The following is a 21820-nucleotide window of genomic DNA, read 5'->3' on the forward strand; positions in this document are numbered from 1 at the left end:
TTATTTAGCAAGCCGTTCTTTCGCTCGTGATACCGCCAAATGCAATCGCTGCTCTAATATTTCTTTACTCGGTAACACCGTCATATATTCAGCGATATGAATATCTGAATGGTTTAAATCTAATAATTCAACTTGCTCTTGCTTTTTAGAAGTACATAAAATAATACCTAAGGGTGGATTTTCCCCTTCTTCTTGCTCATATTTCGCAAGCCACGCCAAATAAAGTTCCATTTGGCTTTTGTGGGAATGTTTAAATGCTTCGGTTTTTAATTCAATGGCGATTAAACGTTTTAATTTACGATTGTAAAATAGCAAATCAATATAAAAATCATCATTATCAATTTGAATTCGTTTCTGCCGAGCAATAAAAGTGAAACCCGCTCCTAATTCTAAAAGAAATTGTTCAACTTCTCTTAAAATTGCATCTTCAAGATCTTTTTCTAAATAACGATCATTAAGTTCTAAAAAATCCAAAATATAAGGATCTTTTAAGATCATTGATTGATTATATTCGCCCTTTTCTCGCAATAACGTTAATTCTTGGCTAATGGTTTCATCAGGCTTTTTCGAGATTGCAGTGCGTTCAAACAGCAATGAGCCAATACGCTCTTCTAGTGTTCTTGTACTCCAACGCTCTTGTGCCGCCATTGTGGCATAGAAATCTCGTTTGAGTGGATCATCAATATAAATTAACGCTTTAAAATGCGTCCAACTCAATTTTCCACGCAGTGCGTGGATAATCTCTAAATCACTAAATGTTTCCGCAAACTTCACACAATAATTAAGGTGAGAACGTCCCCAGCCCTTCCCAAATTGCTCTGTTAGGCTTTTAGACAAATTCTTAACCACTTCTTTGCCATATTCCGCCCGTTCATTATTGAGAATATGCTGGTTAATTCGCTGTCCAATATGCCAATAAAGCAAGGTAAGTTCCGCATTAACGGTTACCGCAACACGTTGTTTACTGGCTTGAATAAGTTGGCTAATTTCACCAACTAATTGCTGTTCGCTTCTCACAAGTGGCTTTTTTGTCGTCATCTAAAACCTCTGCAAAACCTACCGCACTTTCAAATAGCCCTACTTCGGCTGTGTTTCCCTTAATTCGGTGTATTTTTCATTCATCTTTGCAGCCCATTGCACTAAGTGCGGTGCAATTTCATTAAGGTTTACACCGAGCTTTTCGCCGCGTAAAACATACCAATCAATCAAGCAAACTGCTGCGATCGTGCCTAAATTGAATTCATCACCAAATTGGACAAGATAACGTTCCAATTCTTGAAAACTACGAAGATTACGTTCTGTTAATTGCTGATGACGAGCCGTCCACCATTCATTTTCAGGGCGAAGTAAACGTTCCGAAATGATTGGCAACGTATTTTCCATAATGCCGTCCGTTAAGGCGTGCAGTTGCAACACTTTCCAACGCTGGCTATTGCGTGGCAATAAATGACGCTCTGGCTGATTTTGTGAACCCAAATGATCGAGATATTCACAAATAATGTGGCTGTTATATAGCCATTCGCCATTATCCAGTTGTAACGTGGGAACACGACCTAGCGGGTTGTCTTGGTTATGTGGCGAATGAGGATCAAAAGACGATTGGATTGTCTGTAATTGTATTTGATCATCAAGTTGATGATACTTGATCACCGCCATCACCTTGCGAACATAGGGGCTTGTATTAGAATGCCAGAGTTTCATTTTTCCACCTTAATGTTAGCCTAAAATATCTTTGAGTTGATCGACATTTAGGATCACTTGCTCATTTGGCAATAATAACGCGGGGATACCCGCATAGCCATTTGCTTTAGCGTTATCAAACACCGCTGACTTATCACGCAAACGCAGAAATTGTTTAAAATTGGCTAATGAAGACAGAATTTCTACTGATTCGTAATCCACATTTAATCGTTTCAACTCTGCCACAAAAGGGGCGGTGTCAGGACAGGTTTCTACGAAAAATAAAATCGGTTTATCCATAAAAAAACACCTCAAAAATTGACCGCACTTTTATTTACACCCCGGAAACCCTAAAGCTTCACGGCTGGCGTAATAGGCTTCTGCGACACCTTTGGTTAACGCACGGATACGCAGAATGTAGCGTTGGCGTTCGGTTACAGAAATGGCTTTGCGTGCATCGAGCAAGTTAAAGCTGTGTGCGGCTTTTAAAATGCGTTCGTAGGCTGGCAATGGCAATGGTTTTTCTAGGGCTAATAGCTCTTGCGCTTCTTTTTCATATTGTTCAAAGGCTTTGAAGAGAAAATCAATATCGGCGTATTCAAAATTATAGGTGGATTGTTCCACTTCATTTTGGTGGAAAACGTCGCCATAGGTGGTTTTGCCAAGTGGGCCGTCTGACCACACTAAATCATACACACTATCCACACCTTGAATATACATCGCCAAGCGTTCCAAGCCGTAAGTGACTTCGCCTGTAACAGGTTTACATTCTAAGCCGCCCACTTGTTGGAAATAAGTGAACTGCGTAACTTCCATACCATTTAGCCACACTTCCCAACCTAAGCCCCACGCGCCTAGCGTTGGGTTTTCCCAGTTATCTTCCACGAAACGAATATCGTGTTGGGTTGGGTCAAAGCCAAGCATTTTGAGCGAGCCAAGATAAAGCTCTTGAATGTTGTCTGGGGAAGGTTTAATCACCACTTGGAATTGGTAATAATGTTGCAAGCGATTTGGGTTTTCGCCATAGCGACCATCGGTTGGGCGGCGTGATGGCTGCACATAGGCAAATGCCATTGGCTCAGGCCCGATAGCACGCAAAGCCGTCATTGGGTGAGAGGTTCCCGCCCCCACTTCCATATCAAAAGGCTGAACAATACAACAACCTTGATTCGCCCAATAATCTTGTAAAGCAAGGATCATTCCTTGAAAGGTTTTCACGTTAAATTTTGTATTCATAGCTAGATTTTCGTTAAATTAGGTGAATGAAATGGGGGTATTGTACTGGATTATGGGAAATTATCCTAGTTCCGAATGGAATATAGTTTGATAAATCAGGTTACTGTAAAATAAATTCAAATACTCTATGTATAGCCTACTGAAAGCTACTCGAACGTTTGATATAACCTAAAAGGTGATTTTGTTATAATAGTGGTGGGCGATACCGGTCTCGAACCAGTGACCCCCTCCTTGTAAGGGAGGTGCTCTCCCAACTGAGCTAATCGCCCGATAGAATGCTATTTCTAGCCATCGGTTTTAACTTAAAAAGTTAAATGGGAACTTAAACTAAGCGTGGTGGGCGATACCGGTCTCGAACCAGTGACCCCCTCCTTGTAAGGGAGGTGCTCTCCCAACTGAGCTAATCGCCCACGTTAGTTTAAGCATTACAACGCAAGTCCTTAAAAAAGTGGTGGGCGATACCGGTCTCGAACCAGTGACCCCCTCCTTGTAAGGGAGGTGCTCTCCCAACTGAGCTAATCGCCCTGCGTTGTGGGTGGCATTATAAATATTCCTCGCAGACAGTCAATACATTTTTCGTCTTTTTGGTTTAAGTGCCTTAAAAATAGGCATAACTTACGTTTTTTATCGTGAATTTGCTCAACTCATAGTACAATATCGCCGATTTACTTTTATTATGCACAAAGGTTATAAAATGAAAGCTGAACCCTTATTTAATTTAGATCCTGCGGTAAAAGTCCGCACGCGTTTTGCACCAAGCCCAACAGGCTATTTACACGTTGGCGGTGCGAGAACCGCCCTGTATTCTTGGTTATTTGCTAAACATAACCAAGGAGAATTTGTTTTACGCATTGAAGATACAGATTTAGAACGTTCAACCCCAGAAGCCACTCAAGCCATTTTGGAAGGAATGGAATGGCTGAATTTAGCTTGGGAACACGGGCCTTATTACCAAACCAAACGTTTTGATCGCTACAATCAAGTTATCGATCAAATGCTTGAGCAAGGCTTAGCTTACCGTTGTTATTGCAGTAAAGAACGTTTAGAAAACTTACGCAACGAACAAGAAAAAAACAAAGAAAAACCGCGTTATGATGGCTATTGTTTACATCATCAGCCAGAAGATCCGAATGCCCCACACGTTGTGCGTTTTAAAAATCCTAAAGAAGGATCGGTGATTTTTGATGATGCGGTACGTGGACGCATTGAGATCAGCAACAGCGAGCTTGATGATTTAATCATTCGCCGTACAGATGGGTCGCCAACCTACAATTTCTGCGTGGTGATTGATGACTGGGATATGGGCATCACCCACGTTGTGCGTGGTGAAGATCACATCAATAACACACCACGCCAAATTAATATTCTCAAAGCGTTAAATGCCCCTATTCCAACCTACGCTCACGTTTCGATGATCTTAGGTGATGATGGGCAAAAACTCTCTAAACGCCACGGTGCGGTGAGTGTAATGCAATATCGCGACGACGGTTTCTTGCCTGAAGCCTTGCTAAATTATTTAGTACGTCTAGGCTGGGGACACGGCGACCAAGAAATTTTCTCCGTCGAAGAAATGATCAAACTCTTTGAGCTCACCCAAGTGAGTAAATCCGCAAGTGCGTTCAACACGGAAAAATTATTATGGCTCAACCATCATTATATCCGTGAACTCCCGCCAGAATATGTCGCGGAGCATCTAAAATGGCACTATCAACATCAAGGCATTGATACGCACAACGGCCCACCATTAACGGATATTGTGGTGATGCTAAGAGAACGTTGCAAAACCCTCAAAGAAATGGCAGCCTCCAGCCGCTACTTCTTTGAAGACGTTGAGCATTTTGAAGAAAGTGCGGTGAAAAAACATTTCAAATCTACCGCCGTAGAAGCCTTAGAAAAAGTGTATGAAAAACTGACCGCACTTTCTCAATGGACAGCAGAACCCATCCACCAAGCTATTGAACAAGCCGCCGAAGAACTTGGCGTAGGAATGGGGAAAGTGGGAATGCCATTGCGAGTTGCGGTAACTGGCTCTGGACAATCCCCCTCAATGGACGTAACCCTTGTCGGCATTGGACGCAAACGCACTTTAGCACGCATTCAAAAAGCCATTGCGTTTATTAAATCGCAAGCCGCTTAATATTTAAGCTAGTGAATGAATGTTGTGAATTTAATATTGACAGCATTCATTCAGATTATTATCATAAATGCCATATTTACGGGGATATAGCTCAGTTGGGAGAGCGCTTGAATGGCATTCAAGAGGTCGTCGGTTCGATCCCGATTATCTCCACCAAATTTCTTAATCTTATCAATAGTTTATCGTTGATAAGATTTTTTTATATCTAGTGTTGTGCCAATTTTGTACCAAAAAGCTGAACATTGTTAACGTGGCTATGTAAATGCTCAACAGATAGGTGTGCATATTTTCGGACAGTATCTGTTTTACTCCAGCCACCAAGTTCTTGCAATACATATAAAGGTGTTCCAGACATAATATGCCTTGTAGCCCAAGTATGCCTTAGGTCGTGGAACCGGAAATTCTTTATGCCCGCACGACTTAACGCATTACGGAATGCTTTTGTATTTGCAATCCTTACAGGCTTCCCTTTATAAGTAAATACGTTTTCTTTGTGTTTACCAAACTGTGCTACAATAACTTCAATTGCTTTGTCATTGAGCGGAATACCAATGCTGTTTCCCGTCTTTGACTCGTCTGAGTTTATCCAAGCAAGTTTTTTCGGTAAATCAATTTGCGACCATTTTAATTGCGTTATATTCGACATTCTTAACCCAGTTAAAATCGCAAATTGTACAATGGCTTTTAAATGCTCTGGCAATTCTTGCATTAACCGCATTTCTTCGCTTTCCGTCAGCCAACGAATGCGTCGCTTAGGTTCGGGCAAGAGTTTTATTGCGGGACATTTATCTAGCCAATCCCATTCAACTGCCGCTCTGAGTATCACTCTAATCTGTTGCAAAATAGCGTTAATAGTCCTATTTTTAACCCCCTCTTTTGCTTTTTCAGATTGGATAAATTTAATCAGATTACGGTCGATTTCATTTAATTTTTTATTTCCAAGATACTGATCCAGCCAACGTAATCCATAAATCATATTGCGATCTTGTTTACGTTTCGGCTTTTCTTCAAGCCATTGCATAACCGCCTCTTGCCAAGAATATTCTGGACGTTCACCAAGTTTAAATACTCGCCAACATTCATTATATTCTTTCGAGGCTAATTGCATTGCTTGGGTTTTATCGGTAGTCCGAGAACTTCGGCGTACCCGCTCACCCGTTGGTGAGGTGTACGAGTAATGCCAGATTTCCCCTCTTTTCTTGAGGGAGATGATTTGACGCGACATAAATTCTCCTTATGCCCCATCTCTTGTTCGGGGCGATTTTGACTATTTTTTACAAAAAACTCAAGCTCTTTAGGATCAAACCTCCAATACTTACCAATTTTATAAGCGGGTATTTCTTTCTTTTTCGCTCTTTCTCTCACTGTTGCTGGATGCATATTAAGGAGCTTTCCAGCTTTTTCTGTATTTATAAACTCCATATTCCCTCCAATAAAATAGGCTTTTTAGCCTTAGGTTGCATTTCTGGTAATCCCTATCTCATCTTCAAATGCCAGCAATCGCACGGCTTGGAGTTGAGAGGTGTTCTGTTGCAAATGGCATTCATATTCGCTAAGCAAAAAGCTATCTTTCTCTACCTTAATACCAATATCACGATCTTTGAAAACGATCTCGACATCAATAAAGGTGAATGCGTCCTCAAGGGCGTTGCCTCGCCTGATGTTGTTAATTAAGACGTGATCGACAAAATAGTCAAAAGGCTTAACGTGCAGCATTGCGAGGCGTTCGCAAAATAGGCTTTTTAAACGTTGTTGGCATTCGATCACGTTGTCGAGTTGAATATCTACGCCGTACACGCTCGCTAGTGCCTGATACATATTCAGCACCTTGTAATAAGGACGCTTTGGACCTACGAGGATTTTACATAGCTTGCGGTTGAGTATGTCATATAAAAAATTCCCCGTGCCACAGCTAGGTTCGAGAATTTTCTTTTCAGGCTCAAAGCTCTCTTCGGGTAAAAGTGCGGTCATTTTTTGCACCAGTTTTTGCGGCGTGTACACCTCGCCAAACGCTCTTACTCTCGTTTGGGATTTGATGAGTTTTTCCATAGGGTTTCCTAATAAAAAAGCCTACAAAGTAGGCTTGGGTTGAGTTAATTTTTTGTGATTAAATCAGTGGTTATTCCACAATAATGCCCATCGCAGTCTGAGCTTAAATCGAGTTCGAACGCACACCACAACAAGCCGATAATCATTAAAATCTTGAACATAATTTCACCTTTTTGCTGAATTTTGGTTGAGCAAAACTGCCACACGGTTCACGAGGAAGTGCGGTCGGTTTTTGGGGCGTTTTTAGAAGCCTAGCTGTTTTTGCGTTGGGCTAATTCTTGGGATAACCCGTTGCCAGTTGAGCTTTGTTGAGTGTTTGAACGGCTCAATTAGGCGTTGCATTGTGGCTTGGGTGTGTTCGTAGTGATGTCTGTACTCGTGAGCGTGGCTGTAAACCGTGCCACTAAAGGTTGAGCCAAGGGCGTTGAGTGGCTCGTAAAGGTCAGCAAGTAGGGTGTTCATTCGTTTGTGACTGAACCAGAGCCACGCGAGTTGTTCGAGTTCGTACTCGGTGAACTCGAATGTGTATTTTTTCTCTGGTTCGGGCAAGGCGAGTTGTTGCTGTTTCACTTCGCCTTTGTGCATTGCCAAGAAAGCACGCAAGACAACAAGATGAAATTTCGGGCTTATCCACATTGCATAGGATAGGACGAGTTCTTCGCAAGCCCAAGTGCCTTGAACAGAAATATCTTTGCCACCTCTGATGGTTTTTAGAGCGAAGATCGTTTTTGTGCTTCGGGTATTTTCACTTTCAATTTCTTTGACTAATTCTTTTGTCTGCTCATTACGAACGAACAAACTAGGGCGATGTTTTGGATCATTACCGCTAGCAAGATGAAGATCATTTAATGAATAAAGATTATCCAAAGTGCGGATAGAGTTATTTAAGATTTGTAAGTTTGACATAATTTTGTACCTTTTGGATTTAAGTAATTAATCCGATCATTAAGTGGTGATCGGGGTTCAACTTACCCTCCAAAAGATGGGCGGAACTTATTCAGATGTATTGTATATCGTTCTCTCGCCCCGATCTCATCGGATTAAACCTAAATTTAGGTACAAAAAAACCGCTTTATATCGGAGGCGGAAACCGCTTTTGGAAAGTAAGTGCGGTTATCTTAATCCGAAGTTTGGGCGGTGTCAAATAAAAAATAATTAGTAAATACTAAATAAATCTTGCTTCTTTATGAAGTATAAACTACAATAATCTTGTTTTTGGAATGGTTCTAAAAATGAGAAGCCCGACTGAAATCGGGCATCAAAAAAGGAGTTAGGATATGTGTTTGAAGCTCGCAATCCTAATTATCCTGCTAATGGTGGCAATGCCAGCATTCTAGGATAAACCTGCGGGGGATATGTGGAAGTGTCCCCCAATGGCTCCTACTATAAACCGTTAATTCATTAAATGCAAGAGGTTAATATGTCTCGTGGTCGTCCTAAATCAGGTTTAACGCGTCAAGAACAGCAAGAAAAAAGCGATAAAAAACGCGGCGTGCGTTTGCAATCTTATAAACTTCACGAGGAAACTATCGCTCTTTTAGCTCAGCTTAGCAGCCAAACGGGGCTTTCTAAAACGCAGATTGTTTCAGAGGGAATTAAGCTGTTTGCTGAAACAAATAAGGTCGCTTAATGCGACCTGTTTGGTTATCCTAAATGATTTTGGGCAGTGTCAAATAAAAAGCCCACAATAAACATTGCGGGCTTTCTTAAAATATTACTTGCCTTGTATGTAAACATACATTATAATAATCTCACTTTCAAGGGATAGCTTGAAAGTGAGTGTGAGGCTTAATCCTCACGATAACGAAGAGGATAATAATATGTTAATCCGTATTATCCTAGTTATCGTTTTATTACTCTGGTCTTTGCCAGTTTATTAATCTGATAACTTACTGGGGGAGTACCAGTCCCCCAGTTCTTCAAATCATAGGGAATAATTATGGCATTGTCAAGAACCGAAATAAATGCTCGTAGCGAGGCAAAGCGGGGCATTGTAACGAAGTCTTTTAAAATTCCACAATCTGTTTCAGATGAAATAGATAGGCTTGCTGTTGAGCTTGGTATTTCAAAAGGAAAGATATTAGAACAAGCAATTTTGTTACTTAAACAAGCCCATTCATAACTTCGCAACTGTTCGGAAAAGCCTAACAGTTGGAGTTAGGCTTTTTCATATAATCCACAACCGGCACACTTACCGCTTGCTGTGGCTCAAATTGTTTGCCAGTGGCTAATTGAGCGTAGCCGATGATGTCGTCCCAGTGGTCGGGGAAGGTTTCATCACCATTGCAAATTCGGGTGAGTTTGGCGGCAATCATTGTGGCGGCGTAGGCTTTGACTTTGTTGCGTTCAAATAGCTGACTATCAATAATTGGCTTCATCAGGTGATAAAAGGTTTCTGCACCGCTGATAAAATCGCCGTGCGTTTTTTCTCGTTCGTTGAGTAGCTCGTTTGTGTTCATTTTTTACCTCGTAAAAAAAGCCCTTAAATAAGGGCGATTTGTCTATAATCTAAATTGGTCTAGATTGAATTTATCGTCGAAACTGTCTAAAGTGAAATCTACATAATAGATACGCCCACTTTTCATTATGACTTTAGTTGCTTTAAATTCCCATTTGTCACCTTCTATGATGTCATCTGTTTCTTCATCAAAGCGATAGTAACAATCTTTAATGCATTCTATTTCGTGAAAATTAATCCACGCTCTACCTCCATTAACTAATGTTACGTCGGCAAACTTTAATTTGTCCATACTCTCTCCTAAAATGGAATATCATCATCTAATCCATCATTACCACCCTGCACTGGTGGTGTGTAGTTACCGTTTTTGGCGTTAGCATAAGCATTGGATTTTGTCGATTGCGTTTGACGTGGTGGTGCGTTTGTTTGCGCACCTTGTCCATCTTGGCGACTGTCTAGCATTTGCAATACATCGCCTTGAATTTCAGTGGTGTAACGCTCAATGCCTTGTTGATCTTGCCATTTTCTGGTTCTGATACGTCCTTCAACATACACTTTTGAGCCTTTATGCAAGTATTGCCCTGCAATTTCTGCTTGTCTGCGGTAAAAAACAATGCGATGCCATTCAGTGAGTTCTCGCCGTTCGCCTGTTTGCTTATCAGTCCAGCTTTCTGAGGTTGCCACGCTGATTGTTGCAACCTGATCGCCATTTTGCATTGTGCGGATTTCTGGATCGTTGCCTAAATTGCCGACGATGATGGCTTTGTTTATGCCTGCCATTATTCTCCCCCTTGATTATCTAAACTCGCTTTGCGAGCTAAAATTGCTTGTTCTAACTCTGTTAATAAAATCGGATAATCTTTAAATTTATCAGTAACATATTTACTCATTTCACCTAGCAATTCGAGCGTTTCTGCAGTCGTTATTTTTTGTAGCATTTTATCTCTGTGAACCTCAGCCCTTTTAAAGGTTAAATCAACACCGCTTTCCAACCACTCTACAAGCTGTTTCCCTATTTCAGCGGATAATTTAAATGGATTTCCATTAGGTGGGAATAAGCCTGTACGGTCTTTACTCGGCTGAGCAAAATTGCCGTCGTGGATTAAATCCAATACAGTAGTAAATTCATACTCAATACCGTCATTTTGTTCCGCTTTCATTCCAAGTTTTTGAACCTGCTTGCGACCATTTATTTCTGCTTGAGCGGTCTCAGTTTTACTTCGCATTGTAACAATGATGTGAGTTGGGCTGGCAAGTAAGTCATCAATTAAAGCACGGTGGCGTGCTTTGGTCTCACTCCACGCACTCCAAGTATTTCCTTTGAATTTCGCTTTGGCGATTTCGTCATTTAACTCAAGGCAACCTCCAGCTCCTGACCATTCGTGCGTAATGCTATCAATAATTACGACATCATACCCGTTTTCAACGGCTAATCTAACTGCTTGGCGATAGCGTTCAGGGGTGTAAGGGGCTTCTAGGTCTAGCACATCAAAATCGACCAAATGAGAATAAAGGGAAGCACTCCCTTTTTCGGTATCAATTACCGCAATTCTTCCACCTAGCCCTTTCGCAACAAGCAAAGCCCCATAAGTTTTACCCGATCCACTTGGACCTGTTAAGGCAAGTCTGAGCTTTGATTTTTTTCGTTCTGCTTTTTGAAATTGCATTTGATTACTCCTATTTAATGCTTAACACTTGGCTATCAACCAACCTTGCCCCAATCACATCATCACCCCGTTTCAACGCCTCTTTAATGGCGGTTTTGTTCGGGGTGATTTTGACGCTGACAAGGTTTTCATCAAGGTTATTGGCAAGGAATAAATTGTCGTCAATTTCCACCGCACTTTGTTTTCGTTCGCTGTAGGCAATTTTGAACAGCGGGCTTTCGATTTTGAAAATCCCCGTTTTTTGCATATTGTATTTAAGGTAGTTTTTCACTTCCTCAATACGGTTTTGACGGGCTTTTTTCATTGCCGTTAGTCGCTTGATTTCGGCATCAAGTAAGTCAATATCGCCTTCCACGCGTTTAATGGCTTTAATGGTGTTGATGGCTTTGTTGTTAAACTCATCTTCTATGGCATCAAGTGCGGTGATAATATCCGCATTTTCGGCAAATTCTGGGTTAGCTAAGAGTTCTGCTACGTTGTTGTAGCTTTCTGCGATTTCGTAAAGTTTCATTGTGTGTTTCCTCTGTGATTGTGATAGGCGATTTCGGCATTGGCAAAGTCTTCCGCGTAAAGGGCTTCGGCAATGGTAATCAGGTCATTAATTTCAACCCATTTAAGGGCTTCTTGAATGTGCCTTGTAGCTTCAGCTTTGCGGTAGGCTTTGCCCACCCTATCTTGCTGAATGAGGCTTTCCATTAATGCATCTAGGTTTTTGTTATTCAAATCAATCATAATCCGCCCGCTCCTATGCAGTGGTAATGGCAAAAATCATCGTCTTCATCGATTTCAGGCTCTTCCGTGTCTTGCTCGTCTTCGCGGTAATACTCCTCAAGCAAGCGGTCGCTGTAATCGTCGTAAGCTCGGGCAAGTTCGCTATCGTTCATTGGTTATCTCCTGTTGCAAAAGTGCGGTGTAATTTTTGAGGTATTTTTCAGCCTCAACGGTTAAATTGGGCGGTAAGTCGCCTTGTTCTTGTTGCCACTCAAGGTTGGCTTGGCGTTCCATTTCGGCGAGTTGTTCAGTGCTGAAACCTTGCATTGCGTAGTAATCTTCCGCTGTTTGTGCGTAGGCATCAGCAAGGCTTAGCACGGTGATAATGGCAACAAGAAAGAGTAGGGTTTGTATTGTGTGTTTGATGAGGTCGTGCATTTTGTTTTCCTATAATTCGTCGGTGAGCATATAACTCAATGCGACGGGATCGACTTTAAATTGAAAATAAAATTGGTGGCTGTCTAATTGCTGGTTTGCTCCAATCCAGACCTGTCTTTTTCCTGATTTATTGTTAGGGCATTCTGGCAGAACTTCTTTTGGCAAGAGGAGCAGGTCATAAGCTCCATTGGTGCGTTCCTCTCTGTCGTGTAAGCAAAAAAAGCAATAGAAATCTGCTCGGTCTTCCAGTAAAGCAGGAATATAAAATCGCCACGATTTCTCTTTTTTTCTTGGCACTGAATATAAGATGGATTCTTTCACATCAACGGTTTTCTCGTTGATAATAAAATCGTAACCGGGCATATTTTCCCGTAGCTCCTCGTTGGCATCTAAGGCACTAGGGACAAGTTCTTTAAATTTTGCTTCCGCTCCAATGCCAGAGCTGGTTTTGGTGACATAGCGGGAATCACGATATTCTTGCCATTTTGGAGAATAACCCAATTTTTCAATGGTTTTTGCTACGATCCAAACGCTCAAGCCTGTTTCTTCTGTAATATCTGCGAGCCGTCCGTTATGTTTAAAATAGCCGTTTAACACACGATATTCTGTGGTTTCATTTTGTTGGATAAAGCTATGGTGTTTTAAGGTGTGGTATACTTTCCCCGTCGCAATGCCCGTTTCGGTTGCACAGCGTTTGATATCATCAATGCCGTTATAATGGCATTTCGCCCACGCGATAATGGCGTTTTCCATTTCTTGGGGCAAGCTCTGGCAGGCAGGTTTGGTTGTCTTTTCTTTTTTAGGGAACGGTTCAACTGCAGGTGTTGGTGGTGCTACCTCTTTTCGCTGCAAATAGTTAGAAACACTTTTTCGCATTGAATCAAGCCGTGTTTGTTGTTTGATTTGTTGGGTTAATACTTGCCCGACAATCAGTTCTGTTTGCGTTTCAATCGTCATTTTTAACCTCCAATACATCAAGCGGTCTTTTTACATCAATCATTTTAGGTACGATTTGAATATCGCCTAAGGTTCTTAGTTTTTCTGCTTCAAGTTCTAATTTGCCGATGGTTAAAATCTTATCGGCGATATTAGCGATTTCCCTCGCCCGCTTAACTTCCTTTTCAATTAGCTCTTCGCTTGCGTTATCCTCGCTCAAGCGTTCTAACTGGGCAAAGAGATGTTCGTTTAGATCTCGTAGCTGAACTTTTGCCATTTTGTTTCCTTTTTAATTGCTTTGTGATAGTTTGAGCAAATTGCTTTGCCCACTGATAAGCCTCTTCTTTATTTGTAAAACGTTTTCGCTTCCGTGAGATTTGATGTGGATATCCATCAATGATTTGAAATATCCTCACATCACCACGAAAACAGTCGTGCCGTTTATGTTTAATGTCGTGGCGAAATCCTTTAGTTGAGCCATCGTGGTAAGCACTGCTATGTACGCGATAAATTGGCATTGTTCTTCTCCATCTGTTTTAGATGTCTGAGTAAATAACTTACTTCTGGTTTTAGTAAGCGTTGGGTTTCAAAGGTCAGTAGTTTTCGTCCCGTTCGATAAATTAGCTCATGCGTGAAATGTACTGCGAAGAGTTGGCGATTAATGTCGTCTATCTGTAGGGTGGTTGGATTATCAAACACTACGATATACAGTTTATTGTTGTGATAAAGACTAACCTCACCATATTGCGTTGCAATCTGACTTGTGGTGATGTTCTCACCTAATTTTGATTTAACGTAATCTGCCACCAATGTTTCATAACCACGCTGTTTCATCTCTGTTTCCTTTTTAATCAAATTACTGAATTTAGGGTGTAGAAAACCGCCACACGGTTCACAGGGAAGTGCGGTCGGTTTTGAGTTAGATTTTAAAATTCGCTTCGCGTCTTATGCTGGGCGTGGACGTGTCGATTGATGATTTCCCTTGCTTGTTGGAGGTCTTGCTCGATGTTTGGCGTGAAGACGAACAAGAAGCCTTTTTGTGCGGGTTCGCCCTCTGTGCAGAAATCCCCAATCAGCTTGCTTTTGCCTATGAAATCATTGTGGGCCGTGCCGAGTGCCGCTCGTTGGTAATCGGCGTATTGTGTGCCGTAGCAGTAGATCCGCATTAATAGTTGCAAGAGTTCGTTATCTTGTGGTTCAGGCAGGGCGAGTTGTTGCTGTTCTAAACTGTACTTACCTGTTTTTCTAATCTGCGGTAAGACTTCTTCAAATACCCAGTTTTGGAACTCGATCGCTTCGGCTTTATTTGATCTGAAAATGATCCGATATAAATTAGGTTCATTGATGAAAGTTACTTCTTTTTTGCCACTTGGAAAGCTGATATACATTTTATGTACACCAGCTTCATTAAATTTAAAACGGCTTGCATTTGCGTTACTTATGTTAAGGGCAAGGCATACATCAGTTAAGCAAAAGTGCGGTTCATTTTTGAAAAGTTCTATACGAACAGGGGTTGATTTGAAATCGAAAGTTGAGGTTTGATTTGACATAATTTTTTTATCCTTTAGGTATTTTATATTTCCCTACTGTTGAGATAGGGCGATCGGGTGCTTCAACACTGCCTAAAGTCAGCCTTTCGTTTTTCCTTACGGTATTGTATGTACGAAACGCCACCCGATCATAAAATCAGGATAAAAAAATACCGCACTTTAAATGCGGTTCATTCCGCTTTAGGTCAAGGTGTGTTGAGCACCGTTAGCGGAATAGTAAAATAAAAATCCCACCTTGTAAAGTGGGATTTAGGGATTATTTTTTGATGCTTGTGATAAAACTTGAAAAAATGTTGGGTAAAGTCGTTCGATAAGCTGGCGAACTTCTCGCATTTGTTCAAAATTTAAATTTGGCAGTCTTTCAATGATTTCCTTTTGCATATTTTGGCGTGCTGTTTCTTGTGTATCACGCACTTCACCAATTAATTTATTCACAGCTTCTTCTTCGGTGAGTTGGTGAATTTGGGCGTATTGTTTAATCCATTCCTGATTTTCTTTGCTCACTTTCATATTCTATCCCTTTAGATACAAAAAAAGCCGCTAACGTGCGACCAATCCCGACTTTCGTTTGAAAGTGGGTATATCCTAAATTAAAGGGCGGTGGTTGTCAATTAGATTTTATTCATTGAATTATTGAATTTAAGAATTTTATAAATAACAGGTTCATCTTCAATATATTCAACCAATACATCGACTAAGAAAATTTTTTGATATGGGTATGGTTCATTTAAAATCATTGTTTCTTTAAGCGATCTGTCTTCAAATTTCACTCTGACTGGTTTTGGTGATACTGCGGGAATAATCGCTTTATCGTGAGCTTTGCTTTCTGCATCGGCGGTAGATGACCAGTATAGTGCAGTGTTTGGTATCGTATTGTCATCACGCTCTTTTAATCGTTGTAGCTCTCGGTTAATGTTATTTTGAGCTAGTCCCGCTTGTACATTGTCTGCGTGGAAATGAATATGTACGTCACCTTGATTATTTGATACTTGAAAATTGAATTGAGCTTTTGGATCGATTGCGACAGGTTCTAGAATATTGTGTGCGTTTTTTAGGGTGTTTTTAGTTAGGTGTTCTGGCTTTTCGCCTTTATTTGTTGCCCAATCAAAAAGCATTTTGAGATGACCTCCAAATTCAAGAATAGCACTTGCTTGTTCAATAAGCGGATAAGTGCTTGATACAAGTGCGGCGAGTTCAACAAGAAAACAACCTTGGGTGATTTTTTCTACATAAATATGCTGGTCGCAAGGTTCAATATCAATTTTGTTATTGTGTATGAACTGACGGTATTCAGCAGCGATACCTTCCATACTTTGACAAAATGTGGAAAGTTGTAGGGGTTCGCTGTTATCAATTTCGATGAGTAGTTTCATATTTTTGTCTATTGTGTAATGGGTTTCTGCTACCATACCGCACCTCAAGATTTAGATACAAAAAAAGCCGTATAAGACGGCTTGAAAGTGTGATTATCTTAATCTGAAGTTTGGGCGGTGTCAATAATATTTTATGCTTGAATTATTATATATTTAGCATTATGCTATATTTAATTAATAAATTAGTAAAAAGGAGATTAACTTGACAACGCAAACATTAACCCCTAAACAACGCAAAGATCGTGCTGAAAAAGCTGCTAAATCCCGTTGGGATAAAAAGAAACAGTTAGATCAAATGCCTTTAGCTATCTACGAAGGAATTTTAAAAATAGGTGAAACATCACTTGATGTTGCTGTTCTTGAAAATGATGTTCGCATTATTTCTACTGCGTCCGTTTTTCAGGCGTTAAATCGCCCTACTCGTGGGACGAGAGGTGCTTCAATCGTTGAAAATGAAGAGGTGATCAACTTACCTGCTTTTATGGACGCAAAAAACCTAAAACCATTTATAAATCAAGATGTTATTGATGTGATCAAACGTATCAAATTTAAAACTAAAGATGGTCAGATAAAAGAGGGGTATGATGCAACAATTCTTCCTATAGTTTGTGATGTTTACTTAAAAGCTAGGGAAGAAAAAGTCCTCACTAAAGTTCAATTTGATACAGCACAAAAAGCTGAAATTCTAGTTAGATCTTTAGCTAAAGTTGGGATTACCGCTTTAGTTGATGAGGCAACTGGATATCAAGATGCTAGAGCTAAAGACGCATTAGCAAAAATTTTTGAGGCTTTTGTCGCAAAAGAATTACAACCGTGGGTGAAAACATTCCCAATTGATTATTATAAAGAGTTATGCCGTTTATATGGTATTCAGTTTCCACCTAAAACAGGTAATCAATTTCCACAGTTTTTTGGACATATCACGAATAATGCTATTTATGAGAGGTTAGCTCCAGAATTGTTACCCGAGTTAAAAAAAATGGCAAATAAACAAGCCAAAAAAGCGAAATTACATCAATTTTTAACAGAAGATATTGGACATCCTAAATTGCGAGAACACCTATCATCAGTAATCACTATATTGAAATTATCAAAGGATAAAGAAACTTTTTATCAAAATTTAGATACCATTCACCCCAAGTTAAATGAAACAACCAATTTTGATCTTGAAACAGCATAAGCAGTAATATTTACTATCCTTTTTGGCGGTATCAAATAAAAAAAGCCTGTATTTTAAACAGGCTTTTTGAAATTTAAACTTTTAAGACTTTGCTAAGGGTAACAGCAATGCCAACCATAACAAGGGCAAAAATAATTAAACCATATGTCATTTGCTTTCCTCCTGTTTTAGTTTGTATCTGCGGATAATTCGACCGCTTTGTAATGCTGAATAAGCACCAATAAGTAACATCAGTGAATTAAATGTTTTTAAAGAAATCGGGTCTTTGCCATACAGCATAACAGGAATAGCCAGAATTGCAACTTTGGCGATGTCATTTGCGATTTTGGCCCAATCATCTAGGGTTTCTTTTTCGATAGGTCTTTTAAATAAGTTGATCATTGTATTCTCCTTGTTTCGCCATTCTAGAAAGAAGCCTATTTAGTGTCAATACTACTTTTTGCCACTCAAAAAAGCCCACCTGTTACAGTGGGCAAGGTTAGGAGTATGTATGTCTGCACGGGGTTTAACGCCTTCCGTGTGGGCGTAAATCATCGAAGTTGAATTTTGGGGCTTTCTATGTGATTTATTGCTTCTTCTTGCCAAATGTGGATATTAAATTCTTTTGTTATAGCCGCTGTATGTGGCATAACATTAATATCTGAGAAAGCTAAATAGTCATCTTTTGAATTGAAGATAAAATAAATTTGCTTTGTAGCCCGTGCTAATACATCACCGTGAATGACGATAGCATTCATTCCGCGCATTGCAAGATTGTGCAAGAGATACGGAATGACGTTGTCTGCTTTTTCTTCACAAAGGTAGAAATGCTGACTAGGTTTGTAGTCAAATGGATTTTGTGAGGTCATATTTTCCCACCATTTTGAAATAATCAGGCCGCCTGTGCCTGCTGTTGGATCATACCCAGAATAGTCTGAAACAGATTGGTGCAGATGTGTTATTTTGCTAAGTATTGTTGCAATTGAAGTTGGCGTGTAATCTTGCCGGAAAGTCTTACGTTCGGCAGAATAAGTTTCAAAATAGTGCTTGAATGTATCTTCGGCGTCGCCTAATTGGTAGGCTTGCAAGGCTTTGTAAAAGGTTTCTCTTCTTTGTTTATTAAAAAGAATTTCAGTTAGATACTTTTCAAATTGAATATGTTGCTCAATGGGGACATCGGCACATTCAAAAAATTGCTTTTGGGTGATTGTCATTAAATACCTGCCATAACTGCGTTAATTTTAGACTGGGCTTTCTGTTCAGCAGTCCCCATTAAATGGGTATAAACATCTTGAGTGATCGAAGTCTTTGAATGGCCAAGACGTTTAGAAACCACCTGCATATCCACTTCGTTGGCAATCAATAAACTTGCGTGGGTGTGCCTTAGGCTATGGACTGAAATTGGGTCAATACCTGCACGCTTGCAAGCGCGTTTAAGTTGATCGTTGATTGTTGTGTTATAAATGGCTTTTGCGTTGCTATTGGAATAGTACCAATCCGCCCAGATTGATTTTCCTTGCGGAGCGTTTTCAATTAAATCTCTAAGGATATAAGCAGTTCTAAAATCCAGTCGAACCACTCGCACGGATGAAAGCGTTTTTGTTCTGGTGAAATTGCTTGAATCAGCATTTTTCTTGATAGAAGACGCTTTATAGTCATAGGTTTTATTAATTGAGACAGTGAGATTATCAAAATCGAAATCTTCAGGTGTTAGCCCCATTCCTTCGGCAAAGCGCATTCCTGTTGTCAGCAGTAGATAGATAAAGTGATCCCAGTTTAATTCTTTTCTGTCAAGATTTAGGGCTCTCACCAATTTTTTTAGCTCATCTTCTTCAAGGAACTTTTTCCTTACTGGCGGCGGATTGCCGGTAATTTTAACCTTTGAGGTAAAATCTCGCAGTAAGATACCTTCGTCAATGAGTTCTCTTACGCAGGAACGCAAATGAATGTTGAAATCTTTTACTGTCTGAATTGAGTGCGTTTGAGCATAACGATTAATTAACTGCTGATAGTTAATTTTGTCGTAATCGTTAATATCATTAAGTTCTTCATACTCTCTCAATTTTACGAGAGAGTTTTCGTACTTTCGATAAGTTACGCGTTGAATCGTTCCTTTTTTGTAGGTGGTTATCCAGTGTTCAAAATAGTTTGAAAACGATGGATTTTCTAATTTCTGCATTGAGTTTCTCCTATTTCTCATTCAGAACCACACTCAAAGCCACGAGGAAAAAAGACTAAAAACGAGCGGCTAAGAATGCGGTTTTGAATGAAAGTTATGACAAGGCACACTAACTACGGCAAGAAGATTGGTCTAAAATAATCCGTAGATAATGACTCAGTGTGCCTTGTGATAAATTGGCGACCGCAGTAGGACTTGAACCTACAATCTCAGGTGGTGACAGCACCTTAGCTTATCCTTTTGCTATGCGGTCCTTTTGTTGCTGTTGCTTTTTGAGTTTTATCAATTTTTCTCGTAGTTGAATAAACACATTAAAAGTTTGTTTCACACTGCTGTCTAATTCGTGGTAATTCAGCTTATGTCGCCATAGCATTTCATTACGACTGATTAGTTCTAAATTAGATAACTCACAATTTTGAATATTGCCGTCTTTAAACCACAAAACAAATCCTTGAGGGATTTTGCCAAAGGCTTGCTCCCAGATAACACGTGATTTTCTTTCATAACGCTTAACTCCTGTTTTTATCAACACGGCTTTTGCCATAGGGCAAAATCGCTCGTAACCAATAGGCTTTAAATGTTCTCCTTTTTTAAATCGCCCATTTCTACCAGTCAGCCAACCTCTTTTAGCACACAGTACCCTAATTACTTGTGCGGTCTGATTACGGTTAAACTTTTGATTAAATAGTTTGGTTAATTCCGCTTGCGGTAAAGTGCAATTTTCTTTGATAAAGGCTAACTCTTCTTTGGTATATCGATTGCAATGTTGAACCGTTGAGATAATTCCTAATCGTTTTTTTAGCTTTCTAAAAACCTGCCTATTCTTTAGCAAACCAAATTGTTGATAAAAGGCCTGAATGAGATCTTTAGGAGCTAAATCTTTATGTTCACGGATAAAAGCAATATGTTCATCAGTAAACCTAAAGCGTTTTTTTGTCATTTTGTGCCTTTGATATTCTTAAAAAATCGGGTGCATCTGCCTCAATAGTGCGGTCACCGAAAAGCTGCATTGCTTTAATGGCTGTATTAGAATTTTGAATGATATTCGATGCAATACCAGATACCGCATTCGCTCTAGCAATTTCCCTTTTTAATTCTTCATCTGTTAAATCTTCATCTAACAATTTTTCTAATTGACTAAAAAGATGGTTGTTTAAATCAGTAATTTTATTTTTCATCGTCTAAATCCTCATTAACTCCTGACAACCACGGCGGATTTTTTGTGTGGCCCGCACGGTATTTACGCCGATTTCGCCTTTGTGGTAATTCGGTTTGACGGCTTGAAATTGAGCCGCCGCTTTTTCAATTTGGGATTTTGACGGAATCGGCAACATTACAAGTGCGGTCTTAATTCGGTCAGGTTTTCCCGTTTTGATTTTTTTCTGGCGAGATTTGGCAAACATTCTTGCTAATCTGCCAGCCTTGCCCATTGAGCGAATTTCTGCCTTTTCGCAGTATTTTTTGCTCGCTGGGTTACGTTCAATGACGATATTCATCATTCACCTCCGTTGTTGTTATTTATTCAATGCCGCACTTGTCTAACGTTCATCTCGGCTCGGTATCACGGTTGATTCTTTGCATTGCATTCCTCTCGGTTCTGCTGCCTTGGTTCTCCGTAAATACGGCATTGAATAAATAAGCCTGTTTGCCTCAGCCCCACTGGCACAGACTTGCCAACCTTTCGGCTTCCTTTTGTAAAAAGGGGAGTGGGTTCTAAATTGTTAAAGAGCATCATCACCAAGATGAAATATTGAATTAGCTAAATTTATGTAGTAGCTTTAAAAGCAACCTTGCAATGCGTGATTGTGGCTTGACTGGAACATATATTGAACAGTAAAGCTCACCATCAATAGTTGCTTGGGACATTGCTTTGACTTTTTCTTGTGCTTCTTCAAATGAGTTGGCGTAGACATCTGAACACCACTTCTTTCCTTTGAAGAAGTAAGAAATTGCATAGCGTTTCATTTCGTTTTGCATAAGGAGTTACCTCTATGTATTTTGAAATTTTCAAAGGTGTTAATGGTCAGTGGTATTGGCGACTAAAAGCCGCCAATCACGAACCTATAGCTCAAAGTGAAGGTTATACGACCAAACAAAACTGCTTACATTGTATCGGGCTTGTTATGGACACTAACCGACAAACACCTGTTCGCGAAGTTTAATTATCCAAGCCCTGTTACCGCAGGGCTTTTTATTTCATCTTGATTGTTAAAGAGCATTAAACGTTGTTTCGTTTTGATGGGTGTA

At 40.0% G+C, this 21820-nt stretch carries 34 protein-coding genes and 5 tRNA genes; 6 read left to right on the forward strand and 33 right to left on the reverse strand.

What is annotated here, in order from left to right:
* From HBL79_RS07435 to HBL79_RS07465, 7 genes are all read right to left on the reverse strand, one after another.
* Positions 1 to 1038 (reverse strand): PDDEXK nuclease domain-containing protein, encoded by a 1038-nt coding sequence (locus tag HBL79_RS07435; protein WP_046097216.1) that lies wholly within the window; start codon positions 1036 to 1038, stop codon positions 1 to 3.
* A gap of 39 nt (positions 1039 to 1077) precedes the next feature.
* Positions 1078 to 1701 carry a glutathione S-transferase N-terminal domain-containing protein gene (locus HBL79_RS07440; RefSeq protein WP_035688083.1) on the reverse strand — a complete coding sequence of 208 codons (624 nt, stop codon included), beginning with the start codon at positions 1699 to 1701 and terminating at the stop codon, positions 1078 to 1080.
* Positions 1702 to 1716: 15 nt separating this feature from the next.
* Positions 1717 to 1980: a hypothetical protein gene (locus HBL79_RS07445; RefSeq protein ID WP_035688080.1), complete on the reverse strand. Its 264-nt coding sequence runs from the start codon at positions 1978 to 1980 to the stop codon at positions 1717 to 1719.
* Positions 1981 to 2010: 30 nt separating this feature from the next.
* Positions 2011 to 2916, reverse strand: coding sequence for a glycine--tRNA ligase subunit alpha (gene glyQ, locus HBL79_RS07450; RefSeq protein WP_035688078.1), 906 nt, complete (start codon positions 2914 to 2916; stop codon positions 2011 to 2013).
* 193 nt (positions 2917 to 3109) lie between these two features.
* Positions 3110 to 3185: transfer RNA gene (locus HBL79_RS07455), tRNA-Val, on the reverse strand.
* 65 nt (positions 3186 to 3250) lie between these two features.
* Positions 3251 to 3326, reverse strand: a tRNA-Val gene (locus HBL79_RS07460).
* Between the two features lie 39 nt (positions 3327 to 3365).
* Positions 3366 to 3441, reverse strand: a tRNA-Val gene (locus HBL79_RS07465).
* A 169-nt stretch (positions 3442 to 3610) separates the two neighbouring features.
* Between HBL79_RS07465 and gltX the strand changes: the two genes are divergently transcribed.
* Together gltX and HBL79_RS07475 are read left to right on the forward strand one after the other, a co-directional pair.
* Entirely contained in the window at positions 3611 to 5053 is a 1443-nt protein-coding gene (gltX, locus tag HBL79_RS07470) for a glutamate--tRNA ligase (protein WP_035688075.1), read from the forward strand.
* 80 nt (positions 5054 to 5133) lie between these two features.
* Positions 5134 to 5209, forward strand: a tRNA-Ala gene (locus HBL79_RS07475).
* A 49-nt stretch (positions 5210 to 5258) separates the two neighbouring features.
* Here the strand turns inward: HBL79_RS07475 and HBL79_RS07480 are convergent.
* The 4 genes from HBL79_RS07480 to HBL79_RS07490 all read right to left on the reverse strand — a co-directional run bounded on the left by HBL79_RS07480 (position 5259) and on the right by HBL79_RS07490 (position 8008).
* The gene (locus HBL79_RS07480; protein WP_244300938.1) at positions 5259 to 6266 is read right to left on the reverse strand and encodes a tyrosine-type recombinase/integrase; all 1008 of its coding nucleotides are present in this window, start codon (positions 6264 to 6266) and stop codon (positions 5259 to 5261) included.
* The gene (locus HBL79_RS12475) at positions 6152 to 6475 is read right to left on the reverse strand and encodes a helix-turn-helix domain-containing protein (RefSeq protein WP_081637542.1); all 324 of its coding nucleotides are present in this window, start codon (positions 6473 to 6475) and stop codon (positions 6152 to 6154) included. The genes HBL79_RS07480 and HBL79_RS12475 overlap by 115 nt, the downstream gene beginning before the upstream one ends.
* Before the next feature lie 30 nt (positions 6476 to 6505).
* Positions 6506 to 7102, reverse strand: a complete 597-nt coding sequence (locus HBL79_RS07485; protein WP_051128099.1) for an N-6 DNA methylase — start codon at positions 7100 to 7102, stop codon at positions 6506 to 6508.
* Between the two features lie 243 nt (positions 7103 to 7345).
* Positions 7346 to 8008: a P22AR C-terminal domain-containing protein gene (locus HBL79_RS07490; protein WP_035688071.1), complete on the reverse strand. Its 663-nt coding sequence runs from the start codon at positions 8006 to 8008 to the stop codon at positions 7346 to 7348.
* Positions 8009 to 8522: 514 nt separating this feature from the next.
* Between HBL79_RS07490 and HBL79_RS07495 the strand changes: the two genes are divergently transcribed.
* Positions 8523 to 8732, forward strand: coding sequence for a hypothetical protein (locus HBL79_RS07495; protein WP_035688068.1), 210 nt, complete (start codon positions 8523 to 8525; stop codon positions 8730 to 8732).
* 309 nt (positions 8733 to 9041) lie between these two features.
* Entirely contained in the window at positions 9042 to 9224 is a 183-nt protein-coding gene (locus HBL79_RS07500; protein WP_035688065.1) for a ribbon-helix-helix protein, CopG family, read from the forward strand.
* Between the two features lie 22 nt (positions 9225 to 9246).
* Here the strand turns inward: HBL79_RS07500 and HBL79_RS07505 are convergent, their stop codons facing one another.
* From HBL79_RS07505 to HBL79_RS07570, 14 genes are all read right to left on the reverse strand, one after another.
* Complete coding sequence (locus HBL79_RS07505; RefSeq protein ID WP_035688062.1) at positions 9247 to 9561, reverse strand: DUF6378 domain-containing protein; 315 nt, start codon at positions 9559 to 9561, stop codon at positions 9247 to 9249.
* Positions 9562 to 9603: 42 nt separating this feature from the next.
* Entirely contained in the window at positions 9604 to 9852 is a 249-nt protein-coding gene (locus HBL79_RS07510; protein WP_035688059.1) for a hypothetical protein, read from the reverse strand.
* Between the two features lie 8 nt (positions 9853 to 9860).
* Positions 9861 to 10340 (reverse strand): single-stranded DNA-binding protein, encoded by a 480-nt coding sequence (ssb, locus tag HBL79_RS07515; protein ID WP_035688057.1) that lies wholly within the window; start codon positions 10338 to 10340, stop codon positions 9861 to 9863.
* Positions 10340 to 11227: an ATP-binding protein gene (locus tag HBL79_RS07520; protein WP_035688055.1), complete on the reverse strand. Its 888-nt coding sequence runs from the start codon at positions 11225 to 11227 to the stop codon at positions 10340 to 10342. The genes ssb and HBL79_RS07520 overlap by 1 nt, the downstream gene beginning before the upstream one ends.
* A 10-nt stretch (positions 11228 to 11237) precedes the next feature.
* Entirely contained in the window at positions 11238 to 11738 is a 501-nt protein-coding gene (locus tag HBL79_RS07525) for a siphovirus Gp157 family protein (protein ID WP_035688053.1), read from the reverse strand.
* Complete coding sequence (locus HBL79_RS07530) at positions 11735 to 11959, reverse strand: hypothetical protein (RefSeq protein WP_035688051.1); 225 nt, start codon at positions 11957 to 11959, stop codon at positions 11735 to 11737. The genes HBL79_RS07525 and HBL79_RS07530 overlap by 4 nt, the downstream gene beginning before the upstream one ends.
* Complete coding sequence (locus HBL79_RS07535) at positions 11956 to 12111, reverse strand: hypothetical protein (protein ID WP_156127741.1); 156 nt, start codon at positions 12109 to 12111, stop codon at positions 11956 to 11958. Before HBL79_RS07535 ends, HBL79_RS07530 begins: the two co-directional genes overlap by 4 nt.
* A complete protein-coding gene (locus HBL79_RS07540) occupies positions 12101 to 12376 on the reverse strand; it encodes a hypothetical protein (protein ID WP_046097214.1) in 276 nt (91 codons plus the stop codon). Before HBL79_RS07540 ends, HBL79_RS07535 begins: the two co-directional genes overlap by 11 nt.
* 9 nt (positions 12377 to 12385) lie before the next feature.
* The gene (locus HBL79_RS07545; protein ID WP_035688050.1) at positions 12386 to 13333 is read right to left on the reverse strand and encodes a hypothetical protein; all 948 of its coding nucleotides are present in this window, start codon (positions 13331 to 13333) and stop codon (positions 12386 to 12388) included.
* Complete coding sequence (locus tag HBL79_RS07550; protein WP_046097213.1) at positions 13323 to 13589, reverse strand: hypothetical protein; 267 nt, start codon at positions 13587 to 13589, stop codon at positions 13323 to 13325. Before HBL79_RS07550 ends, HBL79_RS07545 begins: the two co-directional genes overlap by 11 nt.
* 218 nt (positions 13590 to 13807) lie before the next feature.
* On the reverse strand, positions 13808 to 14146 hold the full coding sequence (locus tag HBL79_RS07555; protein ID WP_035688048.1) for a hypothetical protein: 339 nt from the start codon (positions 14144 to 14146) through the stop codon (positions 13808 to 13810).
* A gap of 92 nt (positions 14147 to 14238) precedes the next feature.
* Positions 14239 to 14862 (reverse strand): BRO-N domain-containing protein, encoded by a 624-nt coding sequence (locus HBL79_RS12480; RefSeq protein ID WP_046097212.1) that lies wholly within the window; start codon positions 14860 to 14862, stop codon positions 14239 to 14241.
* Between the two features lie 249 nt (positions 14863 to 15111).
* A complete protein-coding gene (locus HBL79_RS07565) occupies positions 15112 to 15372 on the reverse strand; it encodes a hypothetical protein (RefSeq protein WP_021723952.1) in 261 nt (86 codons plus the stop codon).
* Positions 15373 to 15473: 101 nt separating this feature from the next.
* Positions 15474 to 16271, reverse strand: coding sequence for a hypothetical protein (locus tag HBL79_RS07570; RefSeq protein ID WP_046097211.1), 798 nt, complete (start codon positions 16269 to 16271; stop codon positions 15474 to 15476).
* 166 nt (positions 16272 to 16437) lie between these two features.
* On the opposite strand from HBL79_RS07570, the gene HBL79_RS07575 reads away from it, so the two are divergent.
* On the forward strand, positions 16438 to 17415 hold the full coding sequence (locus HBL79_RS07575) for a P63C domain-containing protein (protein WP_035688045.1): 978 nt from the start codon (positions 16438 to 16440) through the stop codon (positions 17413 to 17415).
* 147 nt (positions 17416 to 17562) lie between these two features.
* Here the strand turns inward: HBL79_RS07575 and HBL79_RS07580 are convergent, their stop codons facing one another.
* From HBL79_RS07580 to HBL79_RS07615, 8 genes are all read right to left on the reverse strand, one after another.
* Positions 17563 to 17796 (reverse strand): hypothetical protein, encoded by a 234-nt coding sequence (locus HBL79_RS07580; protein ID WP_035688041.1) that lies wholly within the window; start codon positions 17794 to 17796, stop codon positions 17563 to 17565.
* Between the two features lie 149 nt (positions 17797 to 17945).
* A complete protein-coding gene (locus HBL79_RS07585) occupies positions 17946 to 18608 on the reverse strand; it encodes an N-6 DNA methylase (protein WP_035688039.1) in 663 nt (220 codons plus the stop codon).
* Entirely contained in the window at positions 18608 to 19573 is a 966-nt protein-coding gene (locus tag HBL79_RS07590; RefSeq protein WP_046097210.1) for a tyrosine-type recombinase/integrase, read from the reverse strand. Before HBL79_RS07590 ends, HBL79_RS07585 begins: the two co-directional genes overlap by 1 nt.
* Before the next feature lie 177 nt (positions 19574 to 19750).
* Positions 19751 to 19826, reverse strand: a tRNA-Asp gene (locus HBL79_RS07595).
* Complete coding sequence (locus HBL79_RS07600; RefSeq protein WP_051128146.1) at positions 19806 to 20513, reverse strand: HNH endonuclease signature motif containing protein; 708 nt, start codon at positions 20511 to 20513, stop codon at positions 19806 to 19808. The genes HBL79_RS07595 and HBL79_RS07600 overlap by 21 nt, the downstream gene beginning before the upstream one ends.
* Complete coding sequence (locus tag HBL79_RS07605; RefSeq protein WP_017807508.1) at positions 20494 to 20751, reverse strand: hypothetical protein; 258 nt, start codon at positions 20749 to 20751, stop codon at positions 20494 to 20496. The genes HBL79_RS07600 and HBL79_RS07605 overlap by 20 nt, the downstream gene beginning before the upstream one ends.
* Positions 20752 to 20754: 3 nt before the next feature.
* On the reverse strand, positions 20755 to 21072 hold the full coding sequence (locus tag HBL79_RS07610) for a hypothetical protein (RefSeq protein WP_035660437.1): 318 nt from the start codon (positions 21070 to 21072) through the stop codon (positions 20755 to 20757).
* A 256-nt stretch (positions 21073 to 21328) separates the two neighbouring features.
* Positions 21329 to 21550, reverse strand: coding sequence for a hypothetical protein (locus HBL79_RS07615; protein WP_017806446.1), 222 nt, complete (start codon positions 21548 to 21550; stop codon positions 21329 to 21331).
* 14 nt (positions 21551 to 21564) lie between these two features.
* Between HBL79_RS07615 and HBL79_RS07620 the strand changes: the two genes are divergently transcribed.
* Positions 21565 to 21735: a YegP family protein gene (locus HBL79_RS07620; protein WP_017807323.1), complete on the forward strand. Its 171-nt coding sequence runs from the start codon at positions 21565 to 21567 to the stop codon at positions 21733 to 21735.
* The last annotated feature ends 85 nt before the right edge of the window (positions 21736 to 21820 follow it).

The sequence above is a fragment of the Avibacterium paragallinarum genome (assembly GCF_011765605.1).
Taxonomy (GTDB): Bacteria; Pseudomonadota; Gammaproteobacteria; order Enterobacterales; family Pasteurellaceae; genus Avibacterium; species Avibacterium paragallinarum.